Genomic DNA, 24,911 nt, shown 5'->3' on the forward strand with positions numbered 1-24,911 from the left:
ATACACAGCAAAGAGATAAAAGCTTTATAATTTACATTCTATATATATAATGTTATTTTATATTCATACAAAGATATGTATATGAAATAATCTATAGGAGGAAATATTATGGCGAAAATCGTAGTAGGGAATTATACAGAGTTAGCACAGACAAGAATAGCATTAGAAAAACTAATTAAAGAGGGATTTCCAAAAGGTAGCATTACACTAATTACCAATGATGTAAATGCCCAAGAATTAACAAAAGAAGGGATTAAAGTTGATACTGATTATCATGAAGATGAAACTTTCTTAGATAAATTAAAAAACTTCTTTATAGGAGATGCTCCATATGAAGGACATGAATTTATTGAGAATACAACCGATTTCTATGTTTATGGTGAAGATTTAAAGAAAGGTCACATGCTTTTAGTTTTAGATGATTTTGAATTCACTGATGAATTAAGAGAAAAAGCAGAGACTTTCAGTATATATAAAGAAACAAAAGAAAAGGTTGATAATGAAATAAATTCTTCTCGTTCTTATATTAAAGATGAAGTATCAAAGACCAATAAAAGTGTATCACAATCTGTAAAAGAAGCTAAAGATGATATTAAAAATATTAGAAAGAGTTCAAATGATAATATTGATGACATAGCATATGAAAGAGATGTAAAATTAGAAAATATCTATGAAAATGCTGATCAAGATGCATCAAAAGTTATTGATAATGCAAATGAAGACATTTCTAATATAGTATCTGAAAAACACGAAAACATCTCAAATATCGCAAAGACAACTAAAGAAGACATTGAAAATAAAATGGATCAGTCTAAAGAGAAGGTCAAAGAATCATTTGATAAAACAAAAGAAAATGTAGAAAAAGTAATAGATGATATAAATAAATAATTATTTAGTATTTTTGATAAGAGAATAAGTTCTTATCAAAAATACTTTTTTTAATTCAAAATAATATTTAAAATAACATAATTTGTTTAAATAAATGTTTACAATTTATGGTATACTAATAAGATATAAATGATGTATGATCATCAGGAAAGTAGGATGAAAATGAAAGACAGTAATGTTGAGATTGAGATTAAGAAAATAGGAATTAATGGAGAAGGAATAGGATACTATAATAAAAATGTTGTATTTATTCCAAATTCTCTACCTGGTGAACTAGTACTTGTTCATAATATGGAAAATAAAGGAAGCTTTTATACTGCAGAAGTAAGCAAAATTATCAGAAAATCTAAAGATAGAATAAACCCTCCATGTAAAATGTATAATAAGTGTCAGGTTTGTTCAATAATGCCACTAAATTATGAAAAGCAAATAGAAGCAAAAAAAACATTGTTATTAGATAGTATATACAAGTATTCTAAAAAGAGATTAAGAATAGATGAAGTAATAAAATCAGAAAATAATATTGGTTATAGAAATACTATAAAACTACCATTTTTTAATTTAAAAGATAAGCTAGCAATAGGATTACACAAAAGAGATACTAATCATTATATTTATTTAAATGACTGTATTATTCAAGAGCCACAAATAAATAAAACAATTGATAGTGTATTATCAATCTTAGATGAATATCGTTATAGAGCTTACGATAAGAAAACAAAAATAGGATTAAGATATTTAATAGTAAGATCTTTTAATAAAGAAGTAATGATAACATTTGTTGTAGGAAAAAATACTAAAATAGTTGATGAAGCCTTAGATAAAATTGAGCAAATTAAAAATATTATATCTATAAATATAACAACAAATACCAAAAATAGAAATGAAATAATTGTAGAACCAATTAAAAACTTACGTGGTAAAAAGAGTATTAATGCTAAATACAATGATTTTGAATTTAAATTATCACCAGAGTCATTTATGCAGTTAAATACAGAACAAGCAATTAAAATGTATGATAAAATAAAAAGTTACTTAGGTAAGAATAATAAACTAGTTCTTGACTTGTATTCAGGAGTAGGGTCAATTACAAATTACGTAGCCGAATGCACAGAAAAGATAGTTGGAATTGAGCTTTCTAAAGCAGCTACTAAAGATGCAAAAGAAAATGCTAGAAAACACAGAATTGAAAATGCTGAATTTGTTGCAGGTGATGTAGATGATGTTATTAAAAGATATGCAAAAAATAAAAATATTGATGCAATTATAGTTGACCCACCTAGAGTAGGATTAAGCGAATTTACTATTGAATCAATTGTAAAATCAAAATCTAAAAAATTAATTTATGTTTCATGTAATCCTTCTACATTAGGAAAAGACTTAAGCATATTACTAGATTACTATGATGTTAGAAGTACAACTTTAATAGATATGTTTCCACATACAATGCATGTAGAAACAGCAATGCTGTTAATTAGAAAAAAATAAAGCACTAAAAAGATGATATTTCATCTTTTTTGCTTATAAATATAGGTTATTATAATATTTACTAGTTAGGAGAAATAGTATGAATTTATATGAACAAACATTAGAAAAACAATTAGATAGCTGGAAAAAGGATATTTTAAAAAAAGAATCAATGATAAAAAAAACAACTAATAAAGTGCAAAATAAAACACAAAATTTATTACCAGATAAGGTTCAAAGTACAATCACAAGTACAATAGAGGGTATGACAAAGTTAATAATGAATGGTTCAGGTTTTCTTACAGTTAAAGAAAACACAGAAGGTCTTAGTTTAGCTGAGAGTGAATATCTAGTTTTGACACAATTTTCTAAATATCAAAAAGCTGCCATGAGTGAAGGTTTTAGCTTTGGCTTAGGTGGAATTATTTTAGGTGTTGCAGACTTACCCGCATTATTAAGTATAAAGATCAAATTTATGTTTGATGCCTGCAAATTGTATGGCTTTGATCCTAATCTAATTGAAGAAAGACTGTTTATACTATATATTTTTCAATTATCATATTCATCAAAAGATAATAAACAAGAAATATTTAAGATAATAAACAATTGGAACAAAACGGATATTAAAAATTTTGATTGGGAAAAATTTCAGTTAGAATATCGAAATTATTTAGATATTGCCAAGATGTTACAATTGGTACCAGTAATAGGTAGTGTAGTTGGAGCTACTGCAAACTATAAATTAATGAATACTTTAAAGAAAAATCTAATGAATTGCTATAGATTAAGAATAATGAACGATAATAAAATGATTTAAATCACACTTTTATACAAAATGCTACCATTTTAAGAACAATGTTATAAAAAAGTAACATTGTTTTTTTGTTTTTACATGAAAAAAATTTCACATAAAAAATTTTTCAACTTATGGACTACACTAATTGACAGTGTTATATAATTTAACTATAAAATAAAAACAAAGGAGCTAAGATGGAACATTTAAAAGAAATTTTTGAGTACAGAACATGGATAAAAGGAGAAAAGTTATATAATAATAACGAAATGTATAATATTAAGTACATTAAAAACACACTAACTGCAGCTGTACAAGCTACAGAAAAGTATAAAGTAGAAATAAATATACATAATTTCAATATAAAGAATATGAAATGTAATTGTCCAGTAGCTAAAAAGAAAAATAATTGCGAGCACATAGTTGCATTATTGTTTGAGGCAATAAATCTTGGATACTTAAGTGATGTATCAAGTATTCATAAACAAGAGTGGGCAAAAATAATAAGTGAATTATCTTTTAATTCTTGTATAGATTCAGTAAATTATAAATTTGATGAGAATTTAAGCAAGTTACTATTAAAAGAAATTAATGAAATAAGTACTGATCAAAATATAAAAGATTTGATTGAGAATATTATCAGATTGCTAAAAAGAATAGATCTAAACAAACAAAACATCAACTTATCAATGTCGTTAGAAATAATTATAGATTTTATTTTTAATAATGATTCTTTAATCAGCGAAAATGTAATAAGTCAGATATTTAAATTAACCAATGATTTTCAAAATTTAGAACTTCTATTCAAAATATATGAAGTGTATTTAAAGAAAAATGATTATAGTATATTAAGTATAAAAAATAAAATGGAAGGGAAACGTAAAAAAGTTAAATACATACATCAATATGTCTTATTATCATTGTATATAGACTATTATCAAAAACAGTCTTTTGATAATAAAAAGTTGATGTTAGTGTTAAATGAATTTGAACATACTGAAGCATTAAAATATTTAAAATTTAACTACTATCTTAATAACAATGAGATAGAGCTAGCAGGAAAAATATTATTTAAAGATAATAAAGTTCCAATAGATTATAATAAATTTATTAACTGTTTAGAATTATTAATGAATAAATATTATGAGAAAAATAAATATTATCAAATATTATATAGTATTATTCATTTAAGCATAATAAAAAATATTTCAGTAACAAATAATTATTACAATGACTTCAAAACTTTATTCTTTAATAATAATGAATTAAATAAATATATAAATTTATGGATAGATAAAATTATCAAAGACTTCAATTCTATTCAATTAATAGATTTCTTTCTTTATTATGAAGAATACGAATTCATATTAAATATTATTGTAAAAACAAACAATATTAATAAATTAGTAGATCATGCTAAAGAATTGATTAAGTATAATGAAACTAAATTTAATCTTGCCTTTTTAATAATTATTAAAGATAAAATTAATAGTTGCATAACTATAGATGATTTCTATTTAATAAAAAAATCAGTCTTGTTCTACAAGAAGGAAATAAGAAACAATCAAATAATTAAAGAAATACAAATACTACTATTTAAAGATAGTACTAAAATTAAAAATATGAAAGAGTTAGCTTTTAAGCTAAGTGAAAACTATGATAAAATTAAATAAACTTGAATCAACTATTATACAATATGAAAATACTTTATTGAATACATTTGCCGATTACTACATTAATAATGATTTTATAATAAAACAAGATTTTAAAAAAATAGATAACTATACTAAAATATATGGGACCATAGATCATTTCAGCAAAAAAATAAGTACAGAAATAAAACTATCAAGTATTGATAATACAATTGAAGCTACATGTGATTGTGATATTAGATATAAAAATCAAATATGTGAACATGTAATGGCATATTTGAAGAATATATATTCTAATGAGAAAACTATAAATAAAGATGCAAATAATGAATTAACCAAACTTAATCTAATTAGAAATGAACAAAAAGAATCAAAAATTATAGAAATTGAATTATTATATTTTAAATCAATTTCTAAACGTTCAAGAGATCTTGTAAATTATTATAAAAAAGAGATTAGTGCAGAGCAAAATGCAATGACTTTAACAAATAAAATAGATTTGCATCCAATATTAGAATTGAATAGTAATAATAAATGGACCATAAGATATATGATTGGTAATGATAGACTTTATTACATAAAAGATATTGAAACTTTTCTTGAAAATGTTGAATATAATGTAAATTTTAAATATGGTAATGAATTAGAATTAGTACATTCAATAAATATCTTTTCAGATAATAGCAAGTTACAATATAAATTAATAAAAGTGTTTTCAAATATGTCGAATAAATCAAAAATCGAAAAAATAATAATTAATAAAAAAAGTATATTATTAAATAAAGAAACAATAGATATATTCTTTGAATTTTATAAGTTAAGTAATAATGATATTATTTGTGAAGAAGTAAACGAAAAAATAGATATACATATATATCGAAATAGATTGTTCCATAACTATCATTTGAACCTTAATCATAATTATATATTATCCAAATTTAATCTATATAAAATAGAAAATAATAATAAAATAAAGAAAATAGATTTTAAAAATAAGAAAAAGACTATTAAACTACTAAATATTTTATCAAAAAATAATTTTATAGTATTACAAGAAAATCTAGATGAATTTAAAACTTTTGTAACAAAAGATATAATACAAAATTTTAATATTACATATCATGTAGATAATACTTTTTAGTAATCACAATATATAGTCTCATTTTGAAACCAATTTCATTGAAAAAGATAATAAAGGTCACGAAAGTAAACACCAAGTTTAAATTGTTATCTACAAATAAGTAATAAGTTAGTTTACTGTTAATGTTTTTATATTATTTGTTGTTTTATAGTTAATATAGATATATAATATAATTATAAAAAATGAGGAGGAATTTAATAATGGAAAAATTATTGAATCAATTACTAGCAGACTTAATGGCTATTAATGTTAATTTACACAACTTACACTGGAATGTTTCAGGAATGGGGTTTGAGGAATATCATGAGTTAACTGAGGGGTTATATAATGATGTTTTTTCAAAATTTGATGATGTTGCAGAGTATTTAAAATCAAATGATATGTATCCATCTGCATCATTAGATCAGTATGCAAAAGAAACAAAATGTAAACCACTAGCTGTAAAGGATTTTACTGATGAAGAGGTTGTAGCATCTTTAAATGATATCTATACATATCTTATTAAGTCTTTTCAAGAAATTGCAAACAAAGCTGATAAAGAGGGTCACAAAGGATTAGTCTTTATAATGACTAATTGGATAGGTGAATATAAAAAAGCACACTGGATGATTAAAGCTAGATTAAAATAATTATTAGGAACTAATTTAGTTCCTTTTTTTATTTAATTTAAAATTTTATTTAAGTGCAACATATAGTATAATATTAGTAAGTAAGGAGGTTGTTTATGAAAAAATTTCTAGTTTCATATTCTGGAGGAAAAGATTCTATGCTAGCTTTAGATAGAATGTTAAAAGATAAAAATGAGTTAGTAGGTATTTTTACAACGACAAATAAAGATATAGGTTCATGGTTTCATGATATAAACTTAAATATATTAGAAAATGTTGCAAAAAGCATCGATACAATATTTATTCCTGTAAAACTTAGAGAAGGTAATGAATATACAGAAGACTTTGAAAATGCTCTTAAAGCTCTAAAACAACAATATAGTATAGATTGTATTGTATTTGGAGATATTGACATAGAGGAACATCGTATTTGGTGTAGTGAAAGATGTAATAATGTTGGATTAGAAGCTATTTTTCCACTATGGCAAGAAAATAGACTTTCTTTAGTAAAAGAATTTATTGATAAAGGATACAAAGCAGTTATAAAAAAAGTTGACAAAAACAAGCTACCTAAAGAGACATTAGGAAAAACACTTGATTATTCAGTATTAAATTATTTTACTGAAGTTGGCATTGATGAATGTGGAGAAAATGGGGAATATCATACATTAGTTTATGATGGACCAATTTTTAAGCAAAAAATTAATTTGGATATTAAAGATATCCAAGAAACTGAGTATAGCTATAATCTTAATATTAATTTAATTTAAAATTATTATAAATTAAACACACTTCGTGTTTACATAGTATATTTTCAGTGATATAATATAAATACAGAGATAGATATCTGTTCAAACAAAATAAAGCTTAGTCTTTGGGGTTGGGTGAGATTCCCTACCGATGGTTATAGTCCATGACCCGCATAATGCGGCTGAATAGGTGAAATTCCTATACCGACGGTTAAAGTCCGGATGAGAAAAGATTATCATTTTTCTGTAGCTAATACCCTGAGATTTTTTTCTCAGGTTTTTTTATATTCAAGAAAGAAGGACAAAGAATGAAAAAAATATTAAACTTTAATATTAGAGAAATTACCCTTATAGGGATATTTGGAGCAGTTGCAGCACTATTAATGTATTTAAAATTTCCTCTTCCATTAATGCCACCATTTATGGAATTTGATTTTTCAAGTGTGTTAGAACTAATTGGAACATTTATTATGGGACCAGTAGCAGGAGCATTTATAGTAATAATAAAAATATTGATCAAGTTATTGCTGCAAGGTACATCTACAATGTTTGTAGGAGAACTTTCAAATATAATTGTATCTATTGCATATGTAGTTCCAGCAGGAATAATATATAAGAAAATGCTTAATAAAAAAGGAGCTATACTTGGTATGCTTGCAGGTACAATATTAAGTACATTAATGGCAGCACTTTCAAATTACTTCTTAATTCTACCATTATATGCAAATCTATTTGGTATGGGAATGGATGATATTGTTGGAATGGTAACTGTAGTTAACCCTGCTGTTAATAGTCCATTTACTTTATTTTTAGTAGGAATTATTCCATTCAATATAATCAAAGGTGGAATTTGTGCAGTTGTTACTTTTTTAATATATAAAAAAATTAGAGCAACAATTGAAAACTATGCATACAAAGCTAAAAAATGTTAAAACCACTAAGGTGGTTTTTTATTTTGAAGTATAATGAGTATAAAATAGTTAAATATAGACAATATATATTCTAACTTATGGTATAATTTATTCATTGAAATAAAAAAGAGGTGTATTTATGGACTTAAATAAAAAAAATATAAAAATAATATCAGGTTTAATATTTTTTACAGTAGCATTACTTTGGATAACAATGTACTTTAGTTCGGTAGTTGATGCAATACAATTTATAATATCAGTTTGTATTCCATTTATTTTAGGTTTGGCAATTGCATTTGTTGTTAATGTATTACTAAATCAAGTAGAGAAGTTATATTCAAAAATATTTAAAAAGCCAGATGGTTTAGCAGCAAAACTAAAAAGAGGAATTTGTTTAACAATATCTATATTACTAATTATTGGACTTATATTTATGTTGTTATTCTTAATTGTTCCAGAAGTTTTAAATTCAATAAAAATGGTTATTGAAAATTTTCCTGGTTATATAAATTCAGTTGAAGATTTATACACAGGAATAAGAACAGACAATAATTTTGATTTTCTTCCTGAATGGAACATTAATATTGATATGAGCCAGCTTACTTCTGAAGTTACAAAATTTGTCTCAAACTATGGTCAAAGCTTTATCAATAACACAATGTCAGCAGCAAACTCACTAGTAGGAACATTTGTAACATTGTTTTTAGGAATCGTTTTTTCAGTATATGTTTTAGGTCAAAAAGAAGTTTTAGGTGTTCAAGTAAAAAAATTAATGTATGCTTATTTAAATCCAATGATTGTTGAAAAAATTAAACATGTATTTAAAATAGCATCACAAACTTTTTCAAATTTTATAACAGGACAGTTAATAGAATGTGTTATCCTAGGATTTGTATGTTTTACTGGAATGATGATAATGAAAATCCCATATGCACCAATGATATCTGCATTAGTTGCTTTTGGTGCTTTAATACCAGTCTTTGGAGCATTTGTTGCTACATTATTAGGAGCTTTATTAATAATGTTAGTCAATCCTTTACAAGCATTAATCTTTATTGCTTTTATTGTAATATACCAACAAATTGATGGTAATGTTATATACCCTAGAATAGTAGGTAATTCAGTGGGTTTACCAGGTATTTGGGTTTTAGCTGCTGTAGCATTAGGAGGGAATTTAGCTGGTATGGTTGGAATGTTAATTGGAGTTCCAGTATTTTCAGTTTTATACACTTTATTGAAAGAAGACGTTTATAAAAAATTAATAAGAAAAAAATTAGTTAATAAAAATCTAAAACTGAAAGTCGACAAAGTTTATCCTGTAGAAGTAGAAGAAAGTACTAAATAATGTAATATTAAAGAGGGTATTAAAATAGACATAGTTCTATTTAAATATCCTCTTTTTTTAAATAAAAGTAATAGTTAATAACTTGTAAATAATTTGTGTTCATGATAATATTATTTTAATTATTGAAAATAAAAGGGGGATTTATATATGTACAGTTTTGAAAGTGATTATAGTGAGGGAGCTCATCCAAATATACTTAAAGCAATGGTTCAAGCTAATTTAGATCAAACTTCAGGTTATGGTTTTGATTCATATACAGAGAAAGCTACAGAAATTTTAAAAGATAAATTACAAAATAATAATGTAGACATTCATTTTTTTGTAGGGGGAACAATTACTAATTTAACTGCTTTATCATCTTTTCTAAGACCTCATGAAGCAATTATATGTACTGATGAAGGGCATATAGCAACTCATGAAGCTGGTGCAATAGAAGCAACTGGTCATAAAGTAATAGCAATAGAAAATACAAATGGAAAATTAGATCCAATTAAAGCAGAAAAAGAGATTTTAAAGCATGAAGATTTCCATATGGTTAAACCAAAATGTCTATATATTTCTAATGCTACAGAGTTAGGAACTACTTACACTAAAGCTGAACTATTAGAATTAAGATCTTTAGCAGACAAGTATAACATGATATTATACATGGATGGTGCAAGATTAGCTAATGCTTTAGTAGCAGAAAATAATGATGTAACACTAGAAGATCTTTGTAATATTTTTGATATGTTTTATATAGGAGCAACCAAAAATGGTGCTCTATTTGGAGAAGCATTAGTAATAGTTAATGATAAATTAAAGCCAGAATTTAAATATATTTGTAAACAAAAAGGTACTATTTATGTTAAAAATAAATTTCTTGCGATTCAGTTTATTGAATTGTTTACAAATGATTTATATTTCAAGTTAGCCTTACATGCTAATACATTAGCTAGAAAACTTGAAAAATCATTTGTAGAGAATGGATTTGAAATATTTATTGAAACAAATGCAAATCAATTGTTTGTAATTATTGAAAATGAAGTTTTAGAAGAGTTTGAAAGAGAGTTCTCAAGCGTTATCTGGGGACCATATAATGAAAATAAGTCACTAGTAAGATATACAACTTCTTGGGCAACTAAAGAAGGTAAAGTGGAGGAATTTATTAAATTAATAGAACAATATAAAAGGTAGGTGTTAATAATGGCAAAAGAAAAAAAGGAGTTAAGAGTTGGAATTGTTCAAGCTACTCCATATTTATTTGATGTCAATAAAACGGTAGATAAAGCCATAAAACTAATAAGTAAAGCTTCAAAAAATAATGTTGAACTATTAGTTTTTCCACAATCTTTTATACCTTGTTATCCATATGCAATAAATATAGGTTCAGAATTTGGACTTTCAACTAATTATGGGCAAGATAACAAGCTAAAATTTTACAAAAATAGTATTTCTTTAGGCGATGCTAATATGAGTAAATTATTAAACAAATGCAAAGAAAATAATATAAACATTTCAATAGGAATTAGTGAATATGATTATGAGAATAATCAGTTATATAATACTAATCTTTTAATTGATAAAAAAGGTGAAATAATTTTAAATAGTAAAAACAATAATTTAGTTGGTTTAGAGTCAATATTGTGGCAAGAAAGTAAAGAGCAACAACAATACACTGCAAAGCTAGATCAATGTAATGTGGGTATATTAAATAATTTTGAAAATTATAATCCATTAGCAAGAAGTTATATGTATTTAAATAATATAGAAATCTATTGTGCACCAAACAGTAATGATTCTTTAGAGTGGCAAGAAGCAATTCAATTCATAGCTAAAGAAAGTAAATCTTTTGTTCTTAGTGCTTGTCAATATTCATATATTGAAGATAAAGAAGATAAATTAACTTTATCATCAATATCAAATAAAAAAATATTACGAGGTGGAAGTGCCATAATTGATCCAAAAGGAAACTACATTATTGGTCCAATTTATGATAAAGAAGCGCTTCTTATTGCAAATATAAGTCTTGAAGAAGTTATTGAAGCTAGATTAGATATAAATCCAAAAGACATGATAAATAAAGTTATATAGTAAAATGCCATCTACATAGTAGATGGCATTTTCTTCTTTTAGAACTATTGTCCTTATGGGGTTCGAGAGTTCTTTTACTCCCACAATTAATATAACATTTGAATTATTTTATTACAATTAATAATCTATACAAATAAAGAAAAAAGTACTAATTTATAAAAAGTAAACAAAATTAAGTAAAAATTACTTAAATTAATGATAGTATTGAATTTATTAAAAGTATAACTAATAAATATAATAAAGACAATTGATTAAAATATAAAACATAAATTATAAAATAACCAACATAAAAAACTTATATACAAAAATACACAAGTAAACAAATAGATTTGTGTTTGAACATGTTATAATATATATTGAGGTGATAAAGCATGCCAGAGCTTCCGGAAGTAGAAACTGTAGTGCAAACTTTGAAGAAATTAATACTAGATAGAACAATAATTAAGGTAGAAGTATTATGGGAAAACATTATTGATAAAATTGAAGTTATTGATTTTAAAGAAAAAGTTAAAAATCAAAAGATTAAAGATATTCATCGTCAAGGTAAAATTATAATATTTGAACTTGATGATTATTTTATGTTGTCCCATTTAAGAATGGAAGGCAAATATTATTATTCAAAACAACCTAAGATTGATAAACATTCACATGTCATATTTTACTTAGATAATGATATGTATTTAATATATAATGATGTTAGAAAATTTGGAAAAATATCATTAGTAAAAAAAGAATTATTAATGACACATCCATATTTATTAAAACTTGCTAAAGAGCCCTTTAATATGTCAAAAGAAGAGCTATTTAATTCTTTATCAAAAAGTAATAAAGCAATAAAGACCGTTTTACTAGATCAAAATATTTTAGCAGGTTTAGGCAATATATATGTAGATGAAGTATTGTTTTTATCTAAAATACATCCAGAAACGCCAGCAAAATCAATTACATTAAAGCAATCACAAGATATTATAAACAATTCTATTATTACTTTAAATAAAGCTATTTCACTTGGTGGAACTACGATTAGATCATATACATCAAGTTTAGGTGTTACTGGAAAGTTTCAAAATGAATTAAATGTTCATACAAAAAAAGATGAACCGTGTATTAATTGCGGTAGTAAAATTATTAAGATAAAAGTCAATGGAAGAGGTAGCTATTTATGTCCAAACTGTCAAAAAAAATAATTATAGGACTTACAGGTAATATAGCAAGCGGTAAAAGTAGCGCTTCTTCATATCTTAAAATAAAAGGATATCAAATAATTGATACTGATCTAATTACCCAACAACTATATGATTATAATGCGGTTTTTAAAAAAGAAATAGTTAAAATATTTACTGAAAATATTATTGTAGATAATAAAATAGACAAAAATAAAATATCACAGATTGTATTTGATGATAAAGAAAAATTAAAACAGTTAGAAGAAGTAGCTCATAATATGATATTTGATAAATCAATGGAATTAGTAAGAGAATCTAAAAACAAATTAATAATATTTGATGTTCCATTACTATTTGAATCAAATTTCAATAAAATATGTGATAAGGTTATTTTTATTTATATTGATGAAGAAATACAACTAAAAAGACTATTACTAAGAAATAACTATGATTTAAATTATGCTAAAAAAAGAATATATGCATTACAACCGCAAGAAATTAAAGTAAAGAAAGCTGATTTTATAATTGATAATAGTACAAATTTAGAAAATTTATATAGACAATTAGACTCAGTAATGAAAAATATAAAAGAGGAATATAAAATATGTTAAAAATAGGAAGTCATGTAGGAATGAGTGCACCAGATTATTTAGAACAAGCTGTAAAAGATGCTGTATCATATAATGCTAATACCTTTATGTTTTATACAGGTGCACCACAAAATACTAGAAGAAAACCAATAAGTGATCTTCATATTGAAGAAGCTAAAATACTTATGGAAAAAAATAATATAGACATTAACGATATTGTTGTTCATTCACCATATATAATTAACCTAGCTAATACAATAAAACCAGAGACATTTGAGTTAGCTGTAAGTTTTCTTATCCAAGAAATTGATAGGGTAGAACAAATTGGTGCTAAATATTTAGTACTTCATCCTGGTAGTCATGTAAAAGCTGGTGAACAAGTTGGTTTAGACCAAATAGTAAAAGGTTTAAATGAATCATTAAAACATGATCAAAAAGTAGAAATATGTCTAGAAACAATGGCAGGTAAGGGCAGTGAATTAGGAATAAGTTTTGAGCAAATAAAATATTTGATAGATAATGTCGATAATAATCATTTATTAAAGGTATGCTTAGATACTTGTCACTTACATGATGCTGGATATGATTTAAATGATTTTGATAGAATATTAAAAGAATTTGATGAAATAATTGGTCTTGATAAATTAAAAGTTATTCATGTTAACGATTCAAAAAATATAAAAGGTGCAAAAAAAGATAGACATGCTAATTTAGGATATGGAGAAATAGGCTTTGAAACTCTTTGCAAAATAGTAAATCATCCAAAGTTAAATGATGTAATAAAAATCTTAGAGACTCCTTGGCATGAAGGTAAACCATACTATAAAAAAGAAATAGAAATGCTTAGATCTAAAAAATATGATGCAGGATACTTAGAAAATGAAATATAGAATATTAGATACTTCAATGAGTGATATTATTGAACAAAATACTTGCCTTCCAAAACTTGCATCCATAGTTTTAGCATCAAAAAATAAGACGTTGATAAAAGACTATTTAAATTATAAGTATAAAAAACCAGAGTTTGAAATGATGGATGATGCTGTTGAAATAATAAGAGTTCATATGAATAATAAAAATAAGATAATGATTATGGGAGATTATGATTGTGATGGTATACTAGCAACTACAATCTTAGCTAAAACATTTGATTTATTAGACTATGAAAACTATAAATTTTATATTCCTAATAGAATTAAAGATGGTTATGGAATTAATCCTAAAATAGTTGATAGCTTCATAAAAGAAGATGTAGATCTAATAATTACTGTAGACAATGGTATAAATGCTACAAGTGCAATAGAACATTGTATAGAAAACAATATTGCAATTATAATAACCGATCATCATACATTAGATTCATCATACATTAATAATGTTACATATATACATCCTTCATTATCTAATTTAGATTATGAAATTAGTGGTGGAATGGTAGCTTATTTTCTTGCAAGTGCTTTATTAAATAGAGAAGATGATTATTTACAAGCCTTAGCTTCTATAACAACTATATCAGATGTAATGCCTTTAATTAAAGGTAATCGAAAATTTGTAAGAATGGGTTTAGCAAGTATTAATAAGTACAATTATTTGCCAATAAAATTATTGAGTAATAATTTTGTTGATAGTTCTGCAATAGGTTCAAATATTGCTCCTAAAATAAATGCTTTAGGAAGATTACCTGAGTTGTATGATCCAAATTTATTAGTACATTATTTTAAATCAAATAAGAAAGAAGTTCAAAAAAACTTTGCAAATGAAATAGAAAATGTAAATAAAAAAAGAAAAGAAATCAGTAATGAATTTTATAATAAGCATAAAGATTCAAAAATTAATAATAACTTCTTATTTATTGAAGATAAAGAAATGCATGAGGGTCTAATTGGATTAATCGCTTCACGCTTTTCTAATGAATTTAATTGTGTATGCTTAGTTAGTACAACTAATAATAGCGAACATAAGGCTAGTCTAAGAAGCATTGAAGGTATAAATGTCTATGATATAGTTAAAAAAAATGAAAAGTTATTTAAAAAATATGGTGGACATTCACAAGCAATGGGAATGAGTTTTGAAGAAAATGAGGTAGAGAATATTCAAAATATGTTTGTTGATAATCTTTCAACATTAGATGTGAAAGAAAAAATATATGATGTTATCAATGTAGATTTAAAACTACTAAATGTTGAAAATATTAAGAACTTAAGATATTTAGAACCATTTGGAAATGGGTTTGATATGCCACTATTTATCTTAAAGGATGCTATAGTAACTAAGGTTACAAAACTATCAAAAGGAGTACATCATAAAGTATCTTTACTATTTAAAGATTATTCAGCAGATGTAATGTTTTTCTTTTCGCAAAACATTGATTTGAAAATAAATGATAATATAAATTTAATTGTAAAAGTAGGTATAAATAATTTTAGAAATAATGAAAGTGTTAGTATGATTGTCGAATCATATGAATATCTAACATAAGTTAACTACATATATTGTAAAGGCATTACAATTATAATATAATAAACTAGTTAAAAAGAAAGTAGAGGGTTTTTATGGACTTAAAAAAATATATAGCAAGAGTAGATGACTTTCCTAAAGAAGGAATTGTATTTAGAGATATAACTCCATTGATGGCAGATGGTGATGCCTTTAAGTATGCTACAGATCAGTTTACTGAATATGTTAAAAGCATTGATGCTGACATTATAGTTGGACCAGAAGCAAGAGGATTTATATTTGGGTGTCCTGTTGCAACAAATCTAAAAAAAGGATTTATACCTGTTAGAAAACCTGGTAAATTACCTAGAGAAACAGTATGTTCAGAATATGATTTAGAATATGGAAGTAATACATTATGCATGCATGCAGATTCAATACACAAAGGACAAAAAATAGTTATTGTTGACGATCTTTTGGCCACTGGTGGAACTGTAAAAGCAACAATTGATTTAATAGAAAGAATGGGTGGAGAGGTAGTAGGATGTGCCTTCTTAATAGAATTAGTAGAATTAGAAGGGCGTAAATTACTAGATGGATATAATGTCATCTCACTAATGGAATATTAATATGGATAATCAGTCTATCAAAAGTGATGTCGTTATTCCTTTTGATACTTTATTAAAATATACTACACCTTACATTCATAGTACAGAATATATAGATTTAATCCGCAAAGCTTATGATTTTGCGGTTTTAAAGCATGCAACACAAATTAGAAAAAGTGGTGAACCTTACGTTAATCATGTAATAAATGTCGCTATTATACTTGCTAAACTACAAGTAGCACCTAATGTTATAATATCTGGTTTATTACATGATGTTGTTGAAGATCAAGATGTAACTGTAAAAGAATTAGAACAAATGTTTAATGCTGAAGTAGCAACAATTGTTGAAGCAGTCACTAAACTTGGTAATCTACCAACATTTAACGAAGCTGAATACCAAGCTGAAAATCATCGTAAAATTTTTATTGCAATGTCTAAAGATATTAGAGTAATATTAGTTAAACTTGCAGATAGATTACATAATATGCTAACTCTACAATATATGCCATCTCATAAACAAAAAAGAATTGCTCAAGAAACTTTAGATGTTTATGCACCTATAGCCCATAGACTAGGTTTAGGAGAAATAAAAGCTACTTTAGAAGATAAATGTTTATATTACTTAGATCAAAAAAAATACTTTGAATTAGTAGAGCTAGTGAATATGAAAAAAAGAGAAAGAGACGAATTAGTCGAAGATATGATAAAAGCCGTTGACTCTTTACTAGTTTCTAATAATATCATAGTAGATATATCAGGAAGATCAAAACACTTATATTCTATTTACAAAAAAATGGTTTATAAGCATAAAAAATTTGATGAGATTTATGACTTACAGGCAATAAGAATAATCTGTAAAGATGTTATGACATGTTATGGAGTTTTAGGATTAATTCATAACATGTATCGACCAATACCAGGTAGATTTAAAGATTACATAGCAATGAAAAAGCCCAATATGTATCAATCACTCCACACAACAATAATTGGTGTAGGAGGAGTTATTTTTGAGCTACAAATAAGAACAAAAGAAATGGATGAAATTGCTGAAAGAGGATTTGCTGCCCATTGGCGTTACAAAGAAGGTAGTGAAAAAATTTCTCAACAAGCATTAGAAGAACAATTACATTGGTTTAGAGATTTTGTATCCTTAAGTGATGATGCTGATGATGTACAAGCTCAAGAATATATGCATAATTTACAAAGAGATATTTTTGAAGCTAATGTATATGCATTAACGCCAAAAGGAAAAGTAATATCATTACCTAATGAATCATCAGTAATTGATTTTGCCTATAGAATTCACTCTAAAGTAGCTGAAAACATGACTGGAGCACTTGTAAATGGAAACTTTGTTCCATTTAACACAAAGCTAAAAACAGGTGATGTCATCGAAATACAAACACAAAAAAATGCGCCAGGTCCATCCGAAGGTTGGCTAGATATAGTAAAAACAGGGAATGCTCGTCAAAAAATAAAACAATACTTAAAAGCAAAAGATGAAGCAGAAAGAAAAGAATATATTGATAAAGGCCGCTCGATGCTAAATAAAGCAGCAAAAGTTCGTAAATTAGATGAGCATAAGCTAGAACAAAAAGAAGGTATTGAAAGAGCACTTAAGTTTTACAAAGTATCAGGCTTTGAAGAAGTATTGTTTAAGTTAGGTCATGGTAAAGCAGACGTAGATGAAGTTATCGACTCAATATATAACATTAAACCTATATTTTCAATTCCCAAACTTTTAAAAAAGAAAGTTACCAATATACAATCTGTAGATAAAGGTGTAATAGTAGATGGCATAGATCAAATTGCTGTAGAACTTGCTAACTGTTGTAGTCCAATACCAGGAGATGAAATTATTGGATATGTATCAAGTGGTAGTGCTATAAAAGTTCACAGAATTGATTGTCCAAATGTAAAACACTTAAATCAAAATGCTTTATTGCCAGTTTATTGGGATCCTCTAGCATTGAAAGGAAAATATTATTTTGTTGATGTTGTTATAAAAGCACTTGATCGTAGTTATCTTTTAAGTGACATAGTTACAACACTATCCCAAAACAATATTCAAGTACAATCAATTGATAATAAATTAGGGGATATAGATGTAGATATAAACCTAACTATTAGAGTTTCAAATGGAGAACAATTAAAAAGAGTAATGGAGAATTTCAAAAAAATAGATAGTGTTTCTGCAGTTATTAGAGTAACAAAATAAAATAATAAATTTTATAGTGATACTTTAAAATTAGATTTATGACAAAGCGATTAATTTCGCTTTTTTTATTTGAGCTAGAATATCATTAACAGAATAAGAAAAAGCAAGAATAGCTAAAAAAAAACTCTAAAATTGCTCTAAGAACAATAACAGAACAAAAAAATGAATAAAAAGCATATAAAATACATCTAGATAGGTATCATTAAATTGACAAGTAGTGGTATTTTTCTTATAATAAAAGGTAGTTAAATGACATAAAATCAATAAAAAAAGACTTGATTTTTAATGAAAGGGTGAGATGAATGGAAATAATAATAAAGCCACGTGGAACAGAAGATTTATTATTTGAAGACACAAAAAAATGGCAAATAATTGAAAAAATTATAAAAGATGAAGCTTCAAAATACAATTTTTTAGAAATGCGTACGCCAATATTTGAAAGCACATCTTTATTTCAAAGAGGAGTTGGAGAAACAACAGATGTAGTTTCAAAAGAAATGTATACATTCTCTGATAAAAAAGGAAGAAGTTTAACATTAAGACCAGAAGGAACAACTGGAGTAATAAGAGCATATATTGAAAACAAAATGTTTGGTTATGATAATCAACCAGTTAAAGCATACTATTGTGGGCCAATGTTTAGATATGAAAGACCGCAAAAAGGAAGACAAAGACAATTTCACCAATTTGGAGTTGAAACATTAGGAGAAAAAAGTCCTCAAATTGATGTGGAATGTATTACTTTAGGTTTAGATGTCTTAAATAAATTTGGACTAAAAAACTTAAAGGTTTTAATAAACTCTTTAGGAGATACTGAAAGTAGACTTGCATATAGAACTGCACTTATTGAATATTTTTCACAATATAAGGAAGAGCTATGTAGTGATTGCAAGGATAGATTAGAAAAAAATCCTTTAAGAATATTAGACTGTAAAGTTTGTTCTAAAAAAGAATTTATGAAAAAGGTTCCAAAATTTTCAGATTACCTAAATGAAGCATCAACAAAATATTTTAATGATGTCCTTACAATATTAGATTCATTAAAAATTCAATATGAAATAGATGAAAGATTAGTTAGAGGCCTTGATTACTATACTGATACAATATTTGAAGTAGTTTCTACAAACGAATCAAGTGGTGCACAAGCAACATTATTTGGTGGTGGAAGATATGATGGATTAGTAGAAAGTTTAGGTGGACCTGCAACAAGTGGTGTAGGATTTGGTATGGGTCTTGAAAGAATACTTATTGCTATTGATACAGAAAATCCAAATTTATTTAAACAAGAAGCACTAGATGTTTATGTAATGCCACTAATACCAGAAGCTATGAATTATAGTTTTAAAATATTAGAAACACTAAGACAAAAAGGTGTAAAAGCAGACATGGCATATGAAATTAAATCAATGAAAGCTATGTTTAGATATGTAGAAAGAAACAATATTGATAATGTGATTATAATAGGTGAAAATGAAATGAATAATCAATCTATAATCTATAAAGATATCAAGTCTAATCAACAAACTCAATTAGATGAAAATTGGTTAAGTACCATACTTGAAAGGATTAATAAATAATGAAAAGAACGCATAATAACGGACAATTACGTCTAGAAGATTTAGAACAAGAAGTAACATTAATTGGTTGGGTAGCAAAAAAAAGAAACTTAGGATCATTAGTATTCATTGATTTAAGAGATCGCTATGGTATAACACAAATAATCTTTGATGAAAAATTAAGTGATGTTACAACAGCAATTAGAAATGAATATATAATAGAAGTAAAAGGAAATGTTTCAAAAAGAAGAGATGCTAACCCTAACTTAGCAACAGGAGAAATTGAAGTTATTGCTAATAGTGTTAACATTATAAATACCGCAAAAACAACTCCAATTATAATAGCTGATGAAACTGATGCATTAGAAGACACTAGGATGAAATATCGTTACTTAGATTTAAGACGTCCAATAATGCAACAAAAATTTATTATGCGCGCAAAACTAAGCAAAGTAATTCGAAATTACTTAGATGATTTAGATTTTATAGATGTTGAAACACCAATATTGACAGCTTCAACTCCAGAAGGTGCAAGAGATTATGTAGTGCCAAGTAGAGTACACCATGATAGTTTTTATGCACTACCTCAATCACCACAATTATTCAAACAATTACTAATGGTTGCAGGTTTTGAAAAATATTATCAAATTGCTAAATGCTTTAGAGATGAAGATTTAAGAGCGGATAGACAACCCGAATTTACACAAGTAGATATTGAAACTTCATTTTTATCAATGGAAGAAATTCAAACAATGATAGAAGGTTTATTTTCAAAAATTATGAAAGAAGTACAAGGTGTTGATATAAAAATACCTTTTGATAGAATATCATATAATGATGCTATGAATAAATATGGAAGTGATAAACCTGATTTAAGATATGGTTTTGAATTACAAGACTTAAATGAAACATTAGATGGAATTGATTTTGGAGTATTTAGTAATGCAATCAAATCAAATGGTAATGTTAAAGCATTAGTTATTAAAGACAATGCAGATAAATATTCAAGAAAAGATATTGATAAATTAGAAGCGTTAGCTAAAAAGAACCATGCAAAAGGTTTAGCTTGGTTAAAAGTAGAAATAGACAAATTTGCTGGACCAATAGCTAAATTCTTTAATGATGAATACAAAGAAAAACTAATTAATAGATTAGATTTAGAAGAAAATGATTTAGTTTTATTTGTTGCAGATAAATGGGATGTTGTATGCAACTCTTTAGGAGCATTAAGAACGCATTTAGCAAATGAATTAAATTATATAGATACATCACTATATGCTTTTTGTTGGGTAATAGATTGGCCACTTTATGAGTATAGTGAAGAAGATAATCGTTACTATGCAGCACACCATCCATTTACAAGACCAGCAGTTGAAAATTATAATGATTTTGATACTAATCAAGAAAATGCTAAAGCTCAAGCTTATGATATTGTCTTGAATGGTTATGAAATAGGTGGAGGTTCACTAAGAATATATGATCAAGAAATGCAAAAAAGAATGTTTAAGGCACTTGGATTTACAGCAGAAGAAATTCAAAGCAAATTTGGATTCTTTGTAGATGCACTTCAATATGGTACACCACCACATGGTGGAATTGCATTAGGTTTAGATAGACTAGCAATGATACTTAGTGGTGGAGATTCAATTAGAGATGTAATTGCATTTCCAAAAAATGCTAGTGCAGTTGATCCAATGTCAGAAGCTCCAAATCAAATATCAGATTTACAAAAAGAAGAGCTAGGTATAGTAATAAAGAAATAGGTGAAAAGATGATAGAAGATCATAAAATAAAAAGAATTAACGAACTAGCAGCTAAAGCAAAAGAATGTGAGTTAAGTAGTGAAGAATTAAAAGAACGTGAACAACTTAGAAAAGAATATATTAATGCATATAAAAAAAGTGTTACAAATCAACTGTTGAATGTAAAAGTTGTAAATAAACACGGGAAAGATATTACCCCAGAAAAATTGAAAAAAGCTAAATCTGAAAGGAAAAAATCATAATGTTAAAAGCAATTATTGAAATGGAAGACAACAATATTATCGAAATAGAGTTATACGAAGAAGATGCACCTAATACGGTTGCAAACTTTGTAAAACTTGCAGAAGAAGGATTTTATGATGGAGTTATATTCCATAGAGTAATAAAAGGTTTTGTATCTCAAGGAGGAGATCCAACAGGAACAGGAATGGGTGGACCAGGATATACTATAAAATGTGAAACTGAAAACAATCCTAGAAAACACGTTGCAGGTGCAGTTTCAATGGCACATGCAGGGAAAGATACAGGTGGTTCTCAATTCTTCTTAGTACATGAAGCACAACCACATTTAGATGGAGTACACACTGTTTTTGGACAAGTAACATCAGATTTAAATTACATTAGAAATATGAAATCAAAAGACAAAATGAAAAAAGTAACAATTGAAAGGGACTAATATAATGGACAATAAAATTATTAATACAATTAGAGCATTATCAATTGACATGACAAATACAGCCAAATCTGGACATCCAGGAATGCCTTTAGGAGCTGCACCAACAGGTTATGAAATATATAAAGAAATGAAAGTTAACCCTAAAAAACCTGATTGGTTTAATAGAGATCGTTTTGTTTTAGCATCAGGACATGCATCAGCATTATTATATTCATTATTACACTTAAATGGTTTTGATATGAGTATTGAAGATATGAAACAATTTCGTCAATGGAATTCTAGAACTCCAGGACATCCTGAATATGGTCATACTGCAGGAGTTGATGCAACATCAGGACCACTTGGACAAGGAATACCAATGGCTCTAGGAATGGCTTTAGCAGAAAGATTGTTAGCAGAAAGATACAATAAAGAAGGTTATAAAATAATCGATCACTATACATTTGCAATAAGTAGTGATGGTGATTTACAAGAAGGGGTTGCATTTGAAGCAAGTTCTTTAGCTGGTCATTGGGGTATGGGAAAACTAATAGTATTTTATGATTCAAATGACATAACATTAGATGGTCCTTTAACTCAATCATGTTCTGATTGTGTTAGAAAAAGATATGAATCAATGAATTGGCAATATCTAATAGTAGAAAATGGTAATAATCCAGAAGAAATTAATAGAGCAATCCAAATGGCTAAATTAGATATAAATAGACCAACATTAGTAGAAGTTAAAACAGTAATAGGTTATGGTTCAGAAAAACAAGGTACATCAAAAACACATGGTTCACCATTAGGAAAAGAAGATGGAGATAATGCAAAGAAATCATATGAAAATATTTCTTTAAAAGAATTTAATGTAGACCAAGATATTTATGACACATATACAAGTAATAAAATTAAAGAAGGCGAAAAAGCTTATAAAGATTGGAAAAAATTAGTTAAAGAATATGCTAGTGAATATCCAGAACTTGCAGCAGAATTAGAACTTGTACAAGAAGATAAAATTAAAATAGATTTTTCAGAGTTTAATTTTAAAAAAGCTAATGAAATGCAAGCTACAAGAAACTCAAGTCATGATGTAATTAACTTTATTGCTGAAAAGAATCCAACATTTTTAGGTGGAAGTGCCGACTTATCAGGTTCAACGATGACAACAATTAAAGACTCAACACTTTTAAGTAGAAATAGTGTTAACTCAAGAAACATTAATTATGGAGTTAGAGAGTTTGGAATGGCAGCAATTAATAATGGTGTAACTTTACATGGAGGAGTTAAAATATTTGGTTCAACATTCTTTGTGTTCTCAGATTATTTAAAGCCTGCTATTAAAATGGCAGCATTAATGCAAATTCCAACAATATTTGTTTTTACGCATGATTCAATTGCTGTAGGTGAAGATGGACCAACACATGAACCTATTGAACAATTAGCAATGTTAAGATCAATGCCTAATGTAAATGTAATTAGACCAGCAGATGCAACAGAAACAGTAGCAGCTTGGAAAATTGCTATAGAAAGCAAAAAAACACCAACATGTATTGTTTTATCAAGACAAAATTTAAAAGTTGAAGAAAATACAAACTATGAAGAAGTTAGCAAAGGTGCATATATAGTAGAACATGAAAATAATAATATTGACTGCTTATTAATAGCAACAGGTTCAGAAGTAAATTTAGCAATTGCCTCTGCAAAAATCTTAAAACAAGAAGGAATAGACACTAGAGTAGTATCAATGCCTTCAAGAAATATTTTTGAAACACAATCAAAAAAATATCAAAATGATATTATACCAAGTAGAGTTAAATCAAGACTTGTATTAGAAACTGCTACATCATTTGGATGGCATAAATACGCATTAAAAGATAGTCAAATACTTGCAATTGATACATATGGAGCAAGTGCACCTGGTGCAACTGTAATGAATGAATATGGTTTCAACACAGAAAATGTTGTATCAATAGTAAAACGTATTGTTAAATAAATAAATCTTTGATATAATACAAAGGTTAGAGAATGGAGGAATACTAATGGACTTAATGGACATATTAACAATAGTAATATCACTTATTGTAGGTGGTGCTGCAGGATTCTTTTACGCACAAAAAAGATTTAAAAAAGAATTGGCTGAAAACCCACCAATTAATGAAAAAATGATTAGAGCAATGTACATGCAAATGGGAAGAAAACCATCAGAAGCTCAAATTAGACAAACAATTAACTCAATGAATCAATATAAGAAATAAAGCCAAAGCCCTATTTATAATAGGGCTTTATATC

General features: G+C 26.4%; 23 protein-coding genes and 1 riboswitch. All 23 genes read left to right on the plus strand.

What is annotated here, in order from left to right; translation table 4 throughout:
- Window positions 1-108: 108 nt before the first annotated feature.
- The 23 genes from ACD762_RS04165 to ACD762_RS04275 all read left to right on the plus strand — a co-directional run bounded on the left by ACD762_RS04165 (window position 109) and on the right by ACD762_RS04275 (window position 24,877).
- Window positions 109-888, plus strand: coding sequence for a hypothetical protein (locus ACD762_RS04165; RefSeq protein WP_423364588.1), 780 nt, complete (start codon window positions 109-111; stop codon window positions 886-888).
- Window positions 889-1,050: 162 nt separating this feature from the next.
- On the plus strand, window positions 1,051-2,376 hold the full coding sequence (gene rlmD, locus ACD762_RS04170; RefSeq protein WP_423364589.1) for a 23S rRNA (uracil(1939)-C(5))-methyltransferase RlmD: 1,326 nt from the start codon (window positions 1,051-1,053) through the stop codon (window positions 2,374-2,376).
- A gap of 79 nt (window positions 2,377-2,455) precedes the next feature.
- On the plus strand, window positions 2,456-3,172 hold the full coding sequence (locus tag ACD762_RS04175; protein ID WP_423364590.1) for an EcsC family protein: 717 nt from the start codon (window positions 2,456-2,458) through the stop codon (window positions 3,170-3,172).
- Window positions 3,173-3,345: 173 nt separating this feature from the next.
- Window positions 3,346-4,821, plus strand: a complete 1,476-nt coding sequence (locus ACD762_RS04180; RefSeq protein ID WP_423364591.1) for an SWIM zinc finger family protein — start codon at window positions 3,346-3,348, stop codon at window positions 4,819-4,821.
- Entirely contained in the window at window positions 4,805-5,941 is a 1,137-nt protein-coding gene (locus tag ACD762_RS04185) for a hypothetical protein (RefSeq protein WP_423364592.1), read from the plus strand. The genes ACD762_RS04180 and ACD762_RS04185 overlap by 17 nt, the downstream gene beginning before the upstream one ends.
- Before the next feature lie 200 nt (window positions 5,942-6,141).
- Entirely contained in the window at window positions 6,142-6,570 is a 429-nt protein-coding gene (locus ACD762_RS04190) for a Dps family protein (protein ID WP_423364593.1), read from the plus strand.
- A 95-nt stretch (window positions 6,571-6,665) separates the two neighbouring features.
- The gene (locus tag ACD762_RS04195) at window positions 6,666-7,319 is read left to right on the plus strand and encodes a diphthine--ammonia ligase (protein ID WP_423364594.1); all 654 of its coding nucleotides are present in this window, start codon (window positions 6,666-6,668) and stop codon (window positions 7,317-7,319) included.
- Between the two features lie 96 nt (window positions 7,320-7,415).
- Window positions 7,416-7,536, plus strand: a riboswitch (FMN riboswitch).
- A 70-nt stretch (window positions 7,537-7,606) separates the two neighbouring features.
- Window positions 7,607-8,230, plus strand: coding sequence for an ECF transporter S component (locus ACD762_RS04200; protein WP_423364595.1), 624 nt, complete (start codon window positions 7,607-7,609; stop codon window positions 8,228-8,230).
- A gap of 118 nt (window positions 8,231-8,348) precedes the next feature.
- Window positions 8,349-9,554, plus strand: a complete 1,206-nt coding sequence (locus ACD762_RS04205; protein WP_423364596.1) for an AI-2E family transporter — start codon at window positions 8,349-8,351, stop codon at window positions 9,552-9,554.
- Window positions 9,555-9,701: 147 nt separating this feature from the next.
- The gene (locus ACD762_RS04210) at window positions 9,702-10,730 is read left to right on the plus strand and encodes a threonine aldolase family protein (protein WP_423364597.1); all 1,029 of its coding nucleotides are present in this window, start codon (window positions 9,702-9,704) and stop codon (window positions 10,728-10,730) included.
- Between the two features lie 9 nt (window positions 10,731-10,739).
- Entirely contained in the window at window positions 10,740-11,627 is an 888-nt protein-coding gene (locus ACD762_RS04215) for a nitrilase-related carbon-nitrogen hydrolase (RefSeq protein WP_423364598.1), read from the plus strand.
- A 371-nt stretch (window positions 11,628-11,998) separates the two neighbouring features.
- Window positions 11,999-12,814 carry a DNA-formamidopyrimidine glycosylase gene (gene mutM / locus ACD762_RS04220; RefSeq protein WP_423364599.1) on the plus strand — a complete coding sequence of 272 codons (816 nt, stop codon included), beginning with the start codon at window positions 11,999-12,001 and terminating at the stop codon, window positions 12,812-12,814.
- On the plus strand, window positions 12,790-13,404 hold the full coding sequence (gene coaE / locus ACD762_RS04225) for a dephospho-CoA kinase (protein WP_423364600.1): 615 nt from the start codon (window positions 12,790-12,792) through the stop codon (window positions 13,402-13,404). Before mutM ends, coaE begins: the two co-directional genes overlap by 25 nt.
- Complete coding sequence (locus ACD762_RS04230; RefSeq protein ID WP_423364601.1) at window positions 13,398-14,273, plus strand: deoxyribonuclease IV; 876 nt, start codon at window positions 13,398-13,400, stop codon at window positions 14,271-14,273. Before coaE ends, ACD762_RS04230 begins: the two co-directional genes overlap by 7 nt.
- The gene (locus ACD762_RS04235) at window positions 14,263-15,861 is read left to right on the plus strand and encodes a single-stranded-DNA-specific exonuclease RecJ (RefSeq protein WP_423364602.1); all 1,599 of its coding nucleotides are present in this window, start codon (window positions 14,263-14,265) and stop codon (window positions 15,859-15,861) included. Before ACD762_RS04230 ends, ACD762_RS04235 begins: the two co-directional genes overlap by 11 nt.
- Window positions 15,862-15,935: 74 nt before the next feature.
- Complete coding sequence (locus ACD762_RS04240; RefSeq protein ID WP_423364603.1) at window positions 15,936-16,448, plus strand: adenine phosphoribosyltransferase; 513 nt, start codon at window positions 15,936-15,938, stop codon at window positions 16,446-16,448.
- Between the two features lies 1 nt (window position 16,449).
- Window positions 16,450-18,645, plus strand: coding sequence for a RelA/SpoT family protein (locus ACD762_RS04245; protein WP_423364604.1), 2,196 nt, complete (start codon window positions 16,450-16,452; stop codon window positions 18,643-18,645).
- A gap of 302 nt (window positions 18,646-18,947) precedes the next feature.
- Entirely contained in the window at window positions 18,948-20,222 is a 1,275-nt protein-coding gene (gene hisS / locus ACD762_RS04250) for a histidine--tRNA ligase (protein ID WP_423364605.1), read from the plus strand.
- The gene (gene aspS / locus ACD762_RS04255; protein WP_423364606.1) at window positions 20,222-21,964 is read left to right on the plus strand and encodes an aspartate--tRNA ligase; all 1,743 of its coding nucleotides are present in this window, start codon (window positions 20,222-20,224) and stop codon (window positions 21,962-21,964) included. The genes hisS and aspS overlap by 1 nt, the downstream gene beginning before the upstream one ends.
- Window positions 21,965-21,972: 8 nt before the next feature.
- Complete coding sequence (locus ACD762_RS04260; protein WP_423364607.1) at window positions 21,973-22,206, plus strand: DUF896 domain-containing protein; 234 nt, start codon at window positions 21,973-21,975, stop codon at window positions 22,204-22,206.
- Window positions 22,206-22,640 (plus strand): peptidylprolyl isomerase, encoded by a 435-nt coding sequence (locus ACD762_RS04265; RefSeq protein ID WP_423364608.1) that lies wholly within the window; start codon window positions 22,206-22,208, stop codon window positions 22,638-22,640. Before ACD762_RS04260 ends, ACD762_RS04265 begins: the two co-directional genes overlap by 1 nt.
- A gap of 4 nt (window positions 22,641-22,644) precedes the next feature.
- Complete coding sequence (tkt, locus tag ACD762_RS04270) at window positions 22,645-24,615, plus strand: transketolase (RefSeq protein WP_423364609.1); 1,971 nt, start codon at window positions 22,645-22,647, stop codon at window positions 24,613-24,615.
- A gap of 46 nt (window positions 24,616-24,661) precedes the next feature.
- Window positions 24,662-24,877, plus strand: a complete 216-nt coding sequence (locus ACD762_RS04275) for a YneF family protein (RefSeq protein ID WP_423364610.1) — start codon at window positions 24,662-24,664, stop codon at window positions 24,875-24,877.
- The last annotated feature ends 34 nt before the right edge of the window (window positions 24,878-24,911 follow it).

The sequence above is a fragment of the Mycoplasma sp. P36-A1 genome (assembly GCF_049478495.1).
GTDB lineage: Bacteria > Bacillota_I > Bacilli_A > JAJDGJ01 > JAJDGJ01 > P36-A1.